This is a genomic window from Flavobacterium sp. WG21 (genome assembly GCF_000335775.1).
Taxonomy (GTDB): domain Bacteria; phylum Bacteroidota; class Bacteroidia; order Flavobacteriales; family Flavobacteriaceae; genus Flavobacterium; species Flavobacterium tructae.
On record NZ_AMYW01000001.1, the window covers coordinates 100,773 to 115,151 of the forward strand.

Annotated in this window: 11 protein-coding genes; 7 read left to right on the top strand and 4 right to left on the bottom strand. The window is 36.9% G+C overall.

Translation table 11 applies throughout. The features are described from left to right. Nucleotides 1-49: 49 nt before the first annotated feature. Entirely contained in the window at nucleotides 50-2,824 is a 2,775-nt protein-coding gene (locus tag C245_RS0100460) for a 2-oxoglutarate dehydrogenase E1 component (RefSeq protein ID WP_017494619.1), read from the bottom strand. A 115-nt stretch (nucleotides 2,825-2,939) separates the two neighbouring features. On the opposite strand from C245_RS0100460, the gene C245_RS0100465 reads away from it, so the two are divergent. Next, nucleotides 2,940-3,491, top strand: a complete 552-nt coding sequence (locus C245_RS0100465; protein ID WP_017494620.1) for a hypothetical protein — start codon at nucleotides 2,940-2,942, stop codon at nucleotides 3,489-3,491. Between the two features lie 46 nt (nucleotides 3,492-3,537). After that, the gene (locus C245_RS0100470) at nucleotides 3,538-4,209 is read left to right on the top strand and encodes a hypothetical protein (protein WP_017494621.1); all 672 of its coding nucleotides are present in this window, start codon (nucleotides 3,538-3,540) and stop codon (nucleotides 4,207-4,209) included. 36 nt (nucleotides 4,210-4,245) lie between these two features. On the opposite strand, the gene C245_RS0100475 is transcribed toward C245_RS0100470, so the two are convergent. Both C245_RS0100475 and C245_RS0100480 read right to left on the bottom strand, forming a co-directional pair. Continuing rightward, nucleotides 4,246-4,599, bottom strand: a complete 354-nt coding sequence (locus tag C245_RS0100475; RefSeq protein WP_017494622.1) for a hypothetical protein — start codon at nucleotides 4,597-4,599, stop codon at nucleotides 4,246-4,248. A 41-nt stretch (nucleotides 4,600-4,640) separates the two neighbouring features. Continuing rightward, nucleotides 4,641-5,666 (bottom strand): LacI family DNA-binding transcriptional regulator, encoded by a 1,026-nt coding sequence (locus tag C245_RS0100480; RefSeq protein ID WP_017494623.1) that lies wholly within the window; start codon nucleotides 5,664-5,666, stop codon nucleotides 4,641-4,643. A gap of 167 nt (nucleotides 5,667-5,833) precedes the next feature. Here C245_RS0100480 and C245_RS0100485 point away from each other — a divergent pair, with 167 nt between their 5' ends. From C245_RS0100485 to C245_RS0100495, 3 genes are all read left to right on the top strand, one after another. Further along, nucleotides 5,834-8,473, top strand: coding sequence for a TonB-dependent receptor (locus C245_RS0100485; RefSeq protein ID WP_017494624.1), 2,640 nt, complete (start codon nucleotides 5,834-5,836; stop codon nucleotides 8,471-8,473). A 119-nt stretch (nucleotides 8,474-8,592) separates the two neighbouring features. Continuing rightward, nucleotides 8,593-9,813: a sugar MFS transporter gene (locus tag C245_RS0100490; RefSeq protein ID WP_017494625.1), complete on the top strand. Its 1,221-nt coding sequence runs from the start codon at nucleotides 8,593-8,595 to the stop codon at nucleotides 9,811-9,813. Next, nucleotides 9,803-11,668: a trehalase family glycosidase gene (locus tag C245_RS0100495; protein WP_017494626.1), complete on the top strand. Its 1,866-nt coding sequence runs from the start codon at nucleotides 9,803-9,805 to the stop codon at nucleotides 11,666-11,668. The genes C245_RS0100490 and C245_RS0100495 overlap by 11 nt, the downstream gene beginning before the upstream one ends. Before the next feature lie 103 nt (nucleotides 11,669-11,771). Here the strand turns inward: C245_RS0100495 and C245_RS0100500 are convergent, their stop codons facing one another. After that, entirely contained in the window at nucleotides 11,772-12,746 is a 975-nt protein-coding gene (locus C245_RS0100500; protein WP_026109778.1) for a polyprenyl synthetase family protein, read from the bottom strand. A 375-nt stretch (nucleotides 12,747-13,121) separates the two neighbouring features. Here C245_RS0100500 and C245_RS0100510 point away from each other — a divergent pair, with 375 nt between their 5' ends. Continuing rightward, entirely contained in the window at nucleotides 13,122-13,643 is a 522-nt protein-coding gene (locus tag C245_RS0100510; RefSeq protein WP_017494629.1) for a YceI family protein, read from the top strand. Nucleotides 13,644-13,751: 108 nt separating this feature from the next. After that, on the top strand, nucleotides 13,752-14,351 hold the full coding sequence (locus tag C245_RS0100515; RefSeq protein ID WP_017494630.1) for a TetR/AcrR family transcriptional regulator: 600 nt from the start codon (nucleotides 13,752-13,754) through the stop codon (nucleotides 14,349-14,351). The last annotated feature ends 28 nt before the right edge of the window (nucleotides 14,352-14,379 follow it).

A 14,379-nucleotide genomic window follows, 5' to 3' on the forward strand; every position in this document is an offset into this window, starting at 1 on the left:
GTTTCAGGTTTTGTAGGGGCCCGAAACTTTAAACTTGAAACATTGTTTTTTATCTGAATAAATTTTTATCGAATACCATTCTGATAGCATCGGCGTGACGACGTTTTGAACGTGTGTAACTTCCTGATGCCGGAGCAGAGTAAGCTTTTAATGAAGCTAATCTCCATTTCACAAGGTCAAAGTTCATCAACATAAAGCTGTAAGCTCCCATGTTTTTAGGCTCTTCCTGTGCCCAAACGTAATCGTCAGCATTTGGATATTGTGCGATGATTTCTTTGATTTGCTCTACAGGGAAAGGGAACAATTGCTCGATACGAACCACTGCAACATCATTTCTTCCGTTGTTTTCTCTTTCAGCTACAATGTCGTAGTAGAATTTACCGGTACAGAATACTAAAGATTTTACGTCTTTTTTGTTTACTGTAGTATCGTCGATTGTTTCCTGGAAGCTTCCGTTTGCTAATTCCTCAACAGTAGATACACATCTTGGATCACGTAATAAACTTTTTGGAGAGAAAACTACCAATGGTTTACGGAATTTCGTTTTCATCTGTCTTCTGATCAAGTGGAAGAAGTTAGCCGGTGTTGTACAATCGGCAACATACATATTGTGTCTTGCACAAAGTTGTAAGTAACGTTCCATTCTTGCAGAAGAGTGTTCCGCTCCCTGACCTTCATATCCGTGAGGCAATAATAAAACAATACCGTTTTGGTTGTTCCATTTGTCTTCTCCACAAGAAATATACTGGTCAATCATGATTTGGGCTCCGTTAGAGAAGTCTCCAAACTGTGCTTCCCAGATCGTTAAAGCATTTGGATTCGCTAACGCATATCCATAATCAAAACCAAGAACACCATATTCAGATAAAAGCGAGTTGAAAACGCCGAATTTTCCTTTTTTGTTCGCTATAGTGTCCAGTAAAATTACTTCTTCTTCAGAATCTTCCACTTTAACTACCGCATGACGGTGAGAGAATGTACCACGCTCTACGTCCTGACCGGAAATACGAACGTCAAATCCTTCTGTTAAAAGTGAACCGTAAGCCAATGCTTCTGCAGTTCCCCAATCAAGAGTGTTGTTGTCGTATCCTACTTTTCTGTCGGTAACAATTTTAGTGATCTTGTTGATGAATTTCTTGTCTGCCGGTAACGTTGAGATTGTATTGATGATAGAATCCAGTTCCTTCTTGTCAAAAGTAGTATCTGTTTTTCCTAACATTTGGGTATCTGTTACCTGAACAAATCCATTCCATTCATTTTGCATGAACGGAGTTATAATAGTCAAATCTTTTTTACGGGAAGCTTCTAAGTTTTCCTCTAAAGCAGATTTGTATTCTTTTTCTAAAGCATTTACATAAGAGGCATCGATTATGCCTTCAGACAATAATTTCTCTGCATAAATATCTCTTGGATTTTTATGTTTTGCAATGATTTTGTACAAGACAGGTTGTGTAAAACGAGGTTCATCACCTTCGTTATGACCGTATTTTCTGTATCCTAATAAATCGATAAATACGTCACGTCCAAATTGCATTCTGTAGTCTAATGCAAAAGATACAGCATGTACAACAGCCTCAGCATCATCAGCATTTACGTGTAATACTGGTGAAAGCGTTACTTTGGCAACATCTGTACAGTACGTAGACGAACGTGCATCTAAATAGTTAGTGGTAAAACCAACCTGATTGTTGATTACGATATGAATAGTACCGCCTGTTTTGTATCCGTCAAGCAATGACATTTGAATGATTTCGTACAAGATTCCCTGACCTGCGATTGCAGCATCTCCGTGAACGGCAATAGGTAATACTTTAGAGAAATCGTTCGGATAGTATTTGTCTTGTTTTGCTCTTGTGATTCCTTCAATTACAGCTCCAACCGTTTCTAAGTGAGAAGGGTTTGGTGCTAAATTGATATTGATGTTTTTTCCTGTTCTTGTTTTTTTGTCGGCAGTAAGACCTAAGTGGTATTTTACGTCACCGTCGAAATATTCCTGATCGTAATCTTTACCGTCAAACTCACCAAAAATATCCTGAGTTGATTTTCCGAAGATGTTAGCCAAAACGTTCAAACGACCACGGTGAGCCATTCCCATTACGAATTGTTCCACTCCTTTTTCGGCAGCCTGCTCGATCAAAGCATCCAAAGCCGGGATGATAGATTCACCACCTTCTAATGAGAATCGTTTTTGACCTACATATTTAGTGTGTAGGAAGTTCTCGAAAGATACGGCCTGGTTTAATTTATTTAAGATTGTTTTCTTTTCGTCAGAAGAGAAGTTAGGCTGGTTTACGTTTATAGCCAATTTGTCCTGGATCCATTTTACAACGCCGGGATTTCTGATGTACATGTATTCGATACCAATGTGCTGGCAGTAAATAGTCTGAAGACGTGTAACAATGTCCTGTAGTGTAGAAGGAGCTACTCCGATTGCCTGAGCAGCATCAAAAACTGTTGAAAGATCAGCAGTTGTTAATCCGAAATTTTCAATGTCTAAAGTTGGAGACGATGTTCTGCGATCACGAACAGGGTTTGTTTTAGTAAACAAGTGCCCGCGAGTACGGTAAGCATCGATTAATTTTAGGACATTGAATTCTTTTTGTAATTTATCAGAAACTAAACTACAATCTACGTTGTCGTTTGTTACGTATTCAACGATTCGTTGAACCGGATTTTCGTCATTATAAGTCGTTTGTCCAAAATCGAAACCTTGAAAAAAACTTCTCCAGCTTGGCTCAACGCTATCTGGGTTTACTAAATACTGATCATATAATTGTGCGAAAAACTCTGTATGCGCTGCATTTAAAAATGAAAACCTATCCATAATATGAGTGAATATACTTTTTGTTAAATAGAATCGCAAAAGTACAACAATCACATTTATTTAAATCTTTTTTTACGTACTTTTACGTAAAAATTTGTTAAAAATAGACCCAACTATGGATAAAAATCAAATTTCAATCGTTTTCAAAACTTTTTTTGTGATTTTGGCTGTCTCATTTTCGAGTTCTGCTTTTGCACAGCAAAAATATGTCATAGACAACAGCAATCATTTTTGGGAGAAAGTTCAGTTTGGAGGAGGGCTTGGTTTAGGAATTGGTTCCGGATATACGGACATCTCGGTTTCACCAAGTGCCATTTATAATGTAAACGAAATTGTAGCGGTTGGTGTTGGATTGCAGTTTGGTTATTTATCTTCTAAAAACTATTACAGCTCTTTTGTCTATGGCGGAAGTGTGGTTGGACTCGTGAATCCGATTCCTGAAATTCAGCTGTCAGCAGAATTGGAACAGGTTCGTATAAATACAGACTATAAATCAACGGCCTATCGACCAAGTTACTCTGATGATTATTGGAATACCGCCTTATACCTCGGTGCGGGTTACCGAACCGGAAGTGTTACTATTGGAGCACGTTATGATGTTTTGTATGATAAAAATACCAGTCTCTACGGATCAGGGTTTATGCCTTTTGTGAGAGTTTATTTTTAGAGGTGCTAAGGTTCTGAGGTACTGAGATTCTAAGTTTTTTGTAGATATGAATAATACGATACGTTATACCTCTAGTGAAATTTTCGAAATATTTAAAGAACAGCATAGACTTTGCAGTTCTCTTGATCCGGAGACAGATGAATCTTTTGTATTAAAAACAAATACAGTAATTAGAGACTGGAGAAGAGCAGGAGATTTAGTGAAGTGGGATAAACTTGCTGAATTTTTAAGCAGAGAATTTAGAATTAATGAAACCTCAGAAAAATGGGATTCTATTTTAAATCCAGAGAAGAAAAAAACGTTGGGTGATCTCTGTGATTTTTTATCTACAACTGCAGAAAAAGAAATTATAAATCCAATTAAGATTTTAGGTAATGAGTGTTTATCTGCAGCAACGTTTATCGCTTTAAAAAGAAACTTAAAAGATAAAGGTGTTGATGTTGCGGATTTAAGACCCTCAACAAAAATCAAAGATTTTCTAGATGTCTATGAAAATTTTTCCCCTCTTATGGAAGAAGTCACTTTAACAGGTGTTAGGGTTTTTGATAAATTAGAATATGAAAAACAAAAACCACAAAGACGATATAAATATTGGATAGATCAAATATTGCCAATTTATGTGTACAAGAAAAGTAGTGTTACAACTGGAGAAATTGAAACATTTCGAGATTTGATTCAAAAAATAGTCGAAAATGAAAAATTAGGAGTGACGGTATAAACCTTAGAACCTTAGCATCTCAGCACCTTAGTACCTCTACTTATAATGTCTTCGAAACCAAACCTTCTGCCATTCTCTTTTTAAAATCAAAAAAGAAACCTGCTCGGCTAAGATCACCAAATCAGAACCGTCGAGTTTTTTGATTTCATTTTCAGGCACATCGATAATGTAAAGCAGATTGAGGTACTCCGCAAATTTGTACTGAATCATTCTGTAGATTTTCTCGTGAAGCTGAATTTTTAGTTCTTCGGGAGAAATACTCATCGGAAAATCTATTCCTTCGTTGGCCAAATTAAAATCTTTGTTAATCTGCTCAATCAAACTTAAATATAGATTTTCGCTTTCGGCATCGGCCAATAAAATATCGGTATTTGCGGGGATTGGAAACATTGATGCTTTTTAAGAATTGACGCAAAGTTAAAACTAAAAAATCATTTAACAGTCGATTCTCTTTCAATGATTCTTGTAGGGAGTTCAATAATTTGATGCGTCACCGGTCGATGTTCTTTCAGGTCTACTATCTCATCGATTAAAAGAGAAACGGCCTGATGGCCCATTTCAAAGCCTGGCTGGTCAATTGTTGTTAATTTAGGCGATATAACCGTACTCATAAACCAATTGCTAAAGCCAAAAACCGCTACCTGTTCCGGTGTTTTGATTCCGGCCTCATTAAAGTATTTGATAATTCCGATAGCGACCAGATCAGTAATGGCAAAAATCGCGTCTATGTCCGGGTGTTCCGTCATTATTTTCTGGGCATTTTCGTAACCGTCTTCAAAATCGGTATTGTTATCGCACACGTAAACCAGTTTGGAATCGTATTCAATTCCGTGTGCTTCCAAAGCTCTTTTGTACCCTAAGAAGCGATCAATGGAATTTTGCGGAACATAAGAACCTCTAAAATGTGCGATCTTTTTGAATCCTTTATTAATAAGATAGGAAACGGCGTCGAATGCCGCTTTGGCATCATTGATCACGACTTTGGAACAATCGACTCTTTTGGCAATTTTATCAAATAAGACAACGGGTGTATTTTTACGGATGGCATCATTAATATGAGTAAAATCATCCGTTTCGTTAGAGAGCGACATTAAAACCCCGTCAACACGTTTTTGAATTAATAGGGCCAGCTGTTTTTTCTCCAGTTCGTATTTTTCGTTGGATTGTAATATAATGACAAGATATCCTCTTTTTTCGGCTTCTTCGAGAATACCATTTAAGACACTGGAGAAGAAATGATGCACGGTAGCCGGAATGATTACGCCAATTGTTTTGGTTTCGTTGGTTCTCAGATTTACCGCAACCGAATTGGGCATGTAATTCATGGTTTCGGCCATCTCGATCACACGGGCACGTGTAGACTTACTGATGTCGGTATAGCCTTTTAATGCCTTTGAAACCGTGGTAACCGAAATTCCCAATGCCGATGCTATATCTATTAATTTGGTGTCATTCATGAAATAAAAGTACTAAAAAATAAAGTGTATTAATAAAAAATTAACTTCCGAAAACGTTTTAGGGGATTTCGAAAACGTTTTCGATTTAGAATTCTTAAATTAGAGTTAATTCCTTGAGTAAGTTTACATTTCATAAATGAAAGATTAACTAACTAAACCAAAAAATCATGAAACAGCAACATTCTTATTTAGGCATATTATTTTTGATATTGTGCTTAATCTCTGTTCCAAACCATCTGTTTGCACAGAATAAAAATACCGTTTCCGGAAAGGTACTTGATGATAGCGGACAAACGATTCCGGGAGCCAATGTTTCGCTTAAAGGAACAGATAAAAATACGATTACAGATGAAAACGGAAGATTTGTATTTTCCAATATTCCCGCAGGAGATTACACCATTGTAGCGACCAATGTGGGCTATAAAACCTTTGGAAAACAAATCACCGTAAAAGAAGGAGAATCTCTAGAGGTTAATTTACTTCTGGAAGGAGAATCGCAAAGTTTGAAAGAAGTGGTCGTAACAGGATCTTCAAGTCCGAGGTCGAAATTAGAATCCAGTGTGGCCATTACCACCATGGGAGCTAAGGCCATCGAAGACAGAGCGCCGGCAAGTACGGCTGCTTTATTGCAAACGATTCCCGGATTTGTGGTAGAAGCCTCGGGAGGAGAAATTGGAAATAACCTTTTTGCAAGGGGGATCCCGTCTGCTGGAGCCTATGAGTATGTGCAGATTCAGGAAGACGGATTGCCTGTTTTTGAAGATGGAGCTTTGCAGTTTGCAAATGCCGATACTTTTTACAGACTAGACGAAACGGTGAGTAAAATGGAGGCAGTTCGTGGAGGTTCGGCATCTATTTTTGCCAATAATGCGCCGGGAGGAATCATCAATTTTATTTCGAAGACAGGACAGAATGACTTTCAGGGAAGGGCTAAATTCTCGACTTCAGATTATGGAATGTTCAGAACCGACCTTAATTTATCGGGGGCTTTAATTCAGGATAAATTGTTCTTTAATGTTGGAGGTTTTTACAGAGCTGATAATGGGGTAAGAAATACAGGTTTTACAGCCAATAAAGGAGGACAGATAAAAGGAAATATTACCTATAAATTTGATGACGACGATTATTTGAGAATCAACTTCAAACATCTGGATGACAGAAATACGTTCTATTTACCGATTCCATTAAAAAGTAACAATGGTAAAATAGAAGGAATTCCGGGTTTTAACCCAAATTACGGAACCTTGACGTCAGTAAATTTCAGTCGTTTAAACGTGCCTCAATACGGTGGCGGAACTTTTAGTGCAGATTTAGAAGACGGTTCTCATCCGATCATCAACTCGATTGGTGCTGAATTTAAAAAGAAGATATCTGAGAAAGTGACGTTCAAGAATGCCTTTAAGCAAACCAATATCAATTTGAATTACAATGCTATTTTTCCAAATGGAGGTCCGTGGACACAAGATGCGTATGCAACAGGGGTTCAGAATACAACAGCCAGTAATCTTACCTATTCTTATGTAGATAACGGCGCAACACTTGATCCAAACGCTTTAATTATGAGAGCAGATCTTTGGCACATCGAGAAAAAGATGAACAATTTTGCGAATAATTTCTCTTTTGCGTTTGATTTAGATCCTGTAAAACTGACTGCGGGCTACTATTATTCCAACTGGAAATCGAATCAATACTGGAATTGGAATTCGTATTTAGTGGGAGTTTCAGACAATCCGAGATTGTTAAATGTAAAAGACAATACATCAGGTGTAAATCATACCTGGAATGGGGTGGAGAGAATTACATGGCTGGAAAGAGACGCGCAAACTAAAGGAGTTTTGAATGATGTTTATGCCGATGCCGAAATTAAAGCGACAGACAAGCTGACTTTCAATGCAGGTTTACGATATAATAAAGACAAATATTCAGGGTACCGAGACAATGCGAGATTTTTTGCAGAGAATTTGGGAGTTTTAAGCAACAATACGGCCGATGATAAGGTAACAACGGTAAAAGGAAATCCTTATACGTATTGGAGATATGATGTGAGTGAATGGTCGTATACCGCTGCCGGAAACTATAAGTTCAATGACAATATGGCTTCGTATGTACGTTACAGCCACGGTTTCAGATCGCCTATCGAAGAGTCTTTTTATGATAATGCAGCCGATTTGAGCAAACTGGAAAACACCGAAGTAAATCAGTTTGAGCTGGGGTATAAATATTCTAATTCTTTCTTCAATGTAAATGCCAACCTGTTTCATATGAATTTGAAAAATGTTGCCTTTACGGATATTTTATCGGATGGATCTTCTGAGAATAAATTCGCCGATGTAAACAATATTGGTCTTGAAGTAGAAACCAATGCCAGATACAAAATGGTAAAAATGAACTTTACTTTCACCGTTCAAAAACCGGAGTACGATAATTTTACGGGTACCAACGCTGACGGATCTACTTTTAATTTTAACGGAAACACAGCCAGAAGAATTCCTAAGTTTTTCTGTAACTTAAGACCGGAAGTTGATATTACAAAAGATTTTACAGCGTATGTGCAGTTCTCTTATTATGATAAAAAATTCACGAATCAGGACAATAAACAAGTTTTGCCGGCTTATAAAGAAGTGGGGGCAGGATTAAATTATACCTATCATAATCTTCGTTTTGCGGTTGATGCTTCAAACTTGTTCAATGAAATTGGTTTAACCGAAGGTGACCCAAGACAGACTACCTCTGCAGCAAGCGATGTGTTTATGGCAAGACCAATTTTAGGACGTGCTTTTAGATTTTCGGTGGCGATTAACTTTTAAGAGATGTGGGAGGTGAAATGTAAGATGTGAGGTGTAGAGTATGTTCGAAACCTGAAACTTGAAACTTGAAACTTGAAACCTGAAACATTTCGCCAACTAAAAAACAAACCAATAAGTACATGAAAAACATAGGAATCAAAATTTCACTTTACCTCAATTATTTTGTCTTCGCTATTCTACTGAATAGCGTAGGCATTGTGATTTTGAAATCGCAGAAAAATTATGGAGTAGATGAAGTTCAGGCGAGTATTTTAGAAGCGTTTAAGGACATGCCTATTGCGATTGTTTCCTTTTTTATAGCCTCTTTTTTGCCCAGAATCGGATATCGAAAATCCATGCTGATTGGTTTGGGGCTGGTTACTTTGGCTTGTGTTTCCATGTATTTTGGAAATTCATTCGACAATGCTAAAATTCTCTTTGCAACGGTTGGAGTTTCGTTTGCCTTGATTAAAGTTTCGGTTTATTCCCTAATTGGTACTGTGACCGAAACCAAAAAGGAACACAATGCATTGATGAGCAGTATTGAAGGTTTTTTTATGGTTGGAATCGCACTGGCCTATTTTCTGTTTCCGGCTTTTAATAAGGAAGAAGATCCCAATTCGTGGCTAAATGTGTATTGGTTTCTGGCCGGATTGTCGTTGCTGTCGTTTCTGTTTTTGTTCTTTGTGAAATTTGAAGAAACCGAAGTTGCCGCGGGAGCAGATCTCAGAGACGATTTCATGCAAATGTTCCGTTTAATGGCGAAATTGCTAACGGTTATTTTTGTCATCAGTGTCTTTTTGTTTGTAATGATTGAACAGGGGATCCTTTCCTGGCTGCCTACATTCAATACCAAAGTACTGCATTTACCTGAAAACATAAGTATTATGATGGCTAGTATTTTGGCCATTTCACTGGCAGCCGGAAGGATGATTGCCGGAATAGTAACTAAAAAAGTGGGCTGGCTCTGGGTGCTAAGTTTCTGTATTGTTTCAGCCATGCTGATTGTAGTTTTTGTACTTCCAAAAACCGTCGGATTAGAAGTAAAAAGTATCAATACCCTGGCAGACATACCTTTAATTGGTTTCGCATTTCCTTTAATCGGATTGTTTATTGCACCAATTTATCCGTTGTTAAATTCAATTGTATTGAGTGCGCTGCCTAAAAATCTGCAAAGTTCGATGACAGGATTAATTGTGATTTTTTCGGCTCTTGGCGGAACATTAGGCTCTAGAATAACAGGTTGGCTGTTTAAAAATGAAGGACCGGAAAAGGCATTTTATTTTACATTAATTCCAATGTCTTTATTATTAGTGTCCTTTTTTATTCTTAAAAAAATAACTGCAAAAGATGAAATTTAAATTACATATATCCCAAACTATCGAAAAACTATTGGCTCAGGAAGATACTGACGGCGATAAAAAAATAACGATTGATGATCATGGTCCGAAGCGATTTTTACTGAATGGTGAAGAGGGAAATTCAATCCTTATTGAAGGAACCTATCAGCTTTCCAACTTATTGCAGGAATTGGCTTTGGCTAAAAAAGAAAATACGGAATTTGCCGAAATCAGTCTCGATCAAATTGTAGAAGATCCTGTAAAAAGAATCTCCGGAAAAATAAAAAACCTGTACTGGAAAGGGCTAACACGTACAATTGATGCCAATGGGGTGAAAAAAATACTGGAAGACAATAAAATAGAAAACGCTATTTCGTATTTGTACGTGCCTTTTGGAGATGAAATCGTTTTTGATTATTTCAAAAAACTGGAAGCTGTAACTCCAAAGTTAAAAGTGGTACAAATGCCGAAACATATTTCACCGGAGTATGTATTGTCGCTCAATCAAAAACCGGGCATACTGGCTTTAGCACTTCAAATTAAAAACAATGAAATTTCGGGAGTTCCTTTTGTAGTTCCCGGCGGAAGGTTTAATGAAATGTACGGCTGGGACAGTTATTTTATTGCCAAAGGACTTTTAATCGATGATAAAATAGAGCTGGCTCTGGGAATTGCAGAGAATTTTAAATACCAGATTGATCATTACGGAAAAATATTAAATGCCAACCGGAGTTATTATTTAACCCGTACGCAGCCTCCGCTTTATACGTCCTTGATCAGAGATGTCTTGGAAAAATCGAATCCGGATATTTTCTGGATTGAAAGACATTTAAAAACAGCCATTAAAGAATATCTGACGGTTTGGATGGAGGAAGGCAAAAGACTAACCGCTAATGGGTTAAATCGGTATAAAGCCGAAGGAATTGGGCTTCCGTTTGAAGTAGAAGAGGGGCATTTTGATGATATTCTGGAGCAATACGCACCGAAATACAATTTGTCTACCCGTGAATTCGAAAAAAAATATCTGGAAAGGGAAGTGGTCGATGTCGAACTGGATAAGTATTTTATTCACGACCGAAGCATGCGCGAAAGCGGTCATGACACGACCAACAGACTGGTTGGAATTTGTGCCAATTTAAATACCGTTGCGATCAACAGTCTGCTTTACAAATATGAAACGGATATTGCGTTTTTGATTAGGAAGTATTTTAAAAACGAATTTCAATATTTTGAGGACCAGTCTTTTTCAACCGAATATTGGCTTACGAAAGCAGCTTCGAGAAAAGAAAAAATCAATCAATTGTGCTGGAATTCAGAATATGGATGTTATCTGGATTATAATTTTGTAAATGAAGAGCAGCATTTTTTTGAGGCTGCAACTACTTTTTACCCGCTTTGGGCCAAAATAAGCACACCCGAACAAGCTGATATTCTGGTAAAAAAGACCCTTCCAAAATTTAAGATGAAAGGCGGAATTGCCGGAAGTACCGAAGAATCTATTGCAGCTATAGACGAAAGCGCACCTGTGCGTCAATGGGATTATCCGTTTGGATGGGCACCACATCAAATGCTTTTGTGGGAAGGTTTGCTGAATTATAATTTTAATGAAGAAGTACAGGAAATGGTATACCGCTGGCTTTGGCTGATTACTAGAAATGCAGTGGATTATAACGGAACCATTCCGGAAAAGTTTGATTTATCGATCAGCTCGCATAAAATCTTTGCAGAATATGGAAACGTCGGAACCGAATTTGACTTTATCCCCGAAGAAGGTTTCGGATGGATGAATGCTTCGTACCAGTATGGTTTAACCATTTTGGAGGAAGATTTAAAACAAAAATTATCGGAGTTGGTTGATCCGGATGTACTTTTTTAGTTAAAAGGGGGCTTCGACTTCGCTCAGCCGGACACAACGTTATCATTTAAATTATTGTGTCCGGCTGAGCGAAGTCAAATGTCAGGCTGAGCGAAGTCGAAGCCTAGACCTTTCTCCCCATTAAGTTTTCCCCGAAAGTACGCAGTATGTTTTTCTTTTCAGCGTTAAGATCCATTTTATCCAGCGTTTCAAAAGCTTTAAAAGTATACATTTCAATGGCATCCTGAGTGGCTTTTGAAGCACCGGATTCATTAAAAATGTTTTTTGCAGTAGCTATTTTAGCTGTATTGTCTTCTAATTGTAAACTGAATAATTGCTCTAATTCTGAAGCTTTTTCAGGAGAAGAAAATTCTCTTGCTTTGAGGTATAAATACGTTTTTTTGTTTTCAATAATGTCTCCGCCCACTTGTTTTCCGAAAGTTTCTGGATCTCCAAAAGCGTCCAGATAATCATCCTGAAGCTGGAAAGCAAGCCCTAAATTCAATCCAAAATCATAAATTAAATCACCTTCTTTTTCAGATGTTTTGGCTACGATGGCTCCCATTTTCATGGCAGCAGCAACCAGAACAGCCGTTTTATATTCGATCATTTTTAGGTATTCCGGAATCGTAACATCATTTCTTTGTTCAAAGTCAACATCCCATTGTTGCCCTTCACAAACTTCAAGAGCCGTTTTGCTGAATAGTTTTGCTAAGTTCCTGAAAACAATTGGTTCGTATTGCTCAAAATACTGATACGCCAGAATAAGCATGGCATCACCGGACAAAATTCCGGTGTTGAGGTCCCATTTTTCATGAACAGTTTCCTGCCCTCTTCTCAAAGGCGCATCATCCATAATATCGTCATGTACAAGCGAGAAATTATGAAAAACTTCCACAGCCATTGCAGCCGGAAGTGCTGTTGTATAAGGAGTATTAAAAACTTCTGCAGCCATCAAAGTAAGTACAGGACGAATTCGTTTTCCGCCGAGGCCCAGAATGTATTCAATAGGTGCGTAAAGATTTTTGGGTTCTTTTTGTATGCTTTGATTTTTTAAATAATGAATAAAAAAATCCTGGTACTGACTAATATCGTGCATAAAATGAAATTCTGATTTGCGAGGTCCAAAGATACGATTCATTATGAATTATTGCGTTTTTAAAATTTTAAAAGATGGTGGAGGAATTAGATAATGGAGGTAATTTGATAATTTGATAATGGGTTTTGGTTGTAAGTGCGGGAGGCTTCAACTTCGTTCAACCTGACATTCATGTCATGATTGTGTTTGTTAACCTGAGCGGAGTCGAAGGCGGTTTTGGGTTTGTTTTAAAATTATTTTCAAAAAAACTTGGAAACTTTTTTGGTATTCAGAGTTTCCTGTCTATATTTGCACCGTCGAACAGGAAACTTGAAACACTAAAATAGTTTCCTTGTAGAATTGAGAAATGTATAACCTCAGTAAAAACAGTAATTTATGAAAACAACATGGACCTTAGATTCTAGCCAATCAGATGTTTTGATTAAAATGAGACATTCGATTATTGCTTACATGGGAGGAACTACAAATAAATTTGGTGGTTATGTGAATATTGAAGACAATGAAGTAGAAGATGCATCGGTTGAGTTTTCGCTTGACATTAACAACAAGATTGATAATTTTCAGCAAATTGATACTTATTTACAACTTCAGGATTTGTTTGATGTAAACGAACATCCGATTATTAGTTTCAAATCGACTTCGTTTCAAAAAGTAAACAACAATATTAATTTTTTCAAAGGTGACTTAACGATTAAAGATGTTACCAAAGTAGTGGAACTTGATGCCGAGTTTATAGGGGTTAATACGTACAATGGTGAGAAGAAAGTTGCTTTTGAAATCAAAGGAGACATTAAGCGTCAGGATTTTGGTTTAGATTATAATTCGTTCAGTCATAATGGAGGATTGGCTTTAGGAAAAGACATTAAGCTTATTGCAAATTTAGAGTTTAGCATATAAATCTTACAGAATGAAGTAAATTAATGTAAAATTATTACAAATATTACGGAAACTATTTTCGTGAGTTTAGTTTCCTCAGTATATTTGTAATGCAATTTGAAAATTAAAATGAAAGAGAAAATCATAGCAAAAGCAAGCGAGCTGTTTTTAAAACTTGGATTTAAAAGTGTCACAATGGACGACATAGCAGGAGAAATGTGTATTTCGAAAAAAACGATCTACAAATATTTCTGTAATAAAGAAGTCCTGATTGAGGAAAGTACCTCATTGGTTCATAAACAGGTACACGAAATAATTGACACTATTGTAGCGAAAAATTACAATTCTATTCATGAAAATTTTGAAATCAGAGAAATGTTCAGAGACATGTTTAAAAACAACATCGATACTTCGCCCATTTATCAGCTAAAAAAACATTATCCGGATATTTATCAAAATATATTGTGCCAGGAGATTGATTTGTGCAGCCATTGGTTCAGAAAGAATATTGAAAAAGGAATTAGTGAGGGGCTTTATCGTGAAGACCTGAATGTAGACGTTTATGTGAAATTTTATTATACACTAATTTTTCACATCAACGAGACTACCGTTTCGGAAAGTGAAGCACAAAAAATAGAACTGGAAGCACTGGAATATCACACCAGAGCTATGGCTACAGAAAAAGGAATAGTGGAATTGGAAAAGCAACTTAAGAAAATCAGAGTATAATCATCAATCAATAATAGTATGATTTTTT

Coding starts and splice junctions, on each gene's coding strand:
- C245_RS0100500 (WP_026109778.1), bottom strand. CDS start 12,746: ATGCACGATATTAGTCAGTACCAGGATTTTTTTATTCATTATTTAAAA.
- C245_RS0100515 (WP_017494630.1), top strand. CDS start 13,752: ATGAAAGAGAAAATCATAGCAAAAGCAAGCGAGCTGTTTTTAAAACTT.
- C245_RS0100490 (WP_017494625.1), top strand. CDS start 8,593: ATGAAAAACATAGGAATCAAAATTTCACTTTACCTCAATTATTTTGTC.
- C245_RS0100495 (WP_017494626.1), top strand. CDS start 9,803: ATGAAATTTAAATTACATATATCCCAAACTATCGAAAAACTATTGGCT.
- C245_RS0100465 (WP_017494620.1), top strand. CDS start 2,940: ATGGATAAAAATCAAATTTCAATCGTTTTCAAAACTTTTTTTGTGATT.
- C245_RS0100480 (WP_017494623.1), bottom strand. CDS start 5,666: ATGAATGACACCAAATTAATAGATATAGCATCGGCATTGGGAATTTCG.
- C245_RS0100460 (WP_017494619.1), bottom strand. CDS start 2,824: ATGGATAGGTTTTCATTTTTAAATGCAGCGCATACAGAGTTTTTCGCA.
- C245_RS0100485 (WP_017494624.1), top strand. CDS start 5,834: ATGAAACAGCAACATTCTTATTTAGGCATATTATTTTTGATATTGTGC.
- C245_RS0100475 (WP_017494622.1), bottom strand. CDS start 4,599: ATGTTTCCAATCCCCGCAAATACCGATATTTTATTGGCCGATGCCGAA.
- C245_RS0100510 (WP_017494629.1), top strand. CDS start 13,122: ATGAAAACAACATGGACCTTAGATTCTAGCCAATCAGATGTTTTGATT.
- C245_RS0100470 (WP_017494621.1), top strand. CDS start 3,538: ATGAATAATACGATACGTTATACCTCTAGTGAAATTTTCGAAATATTT.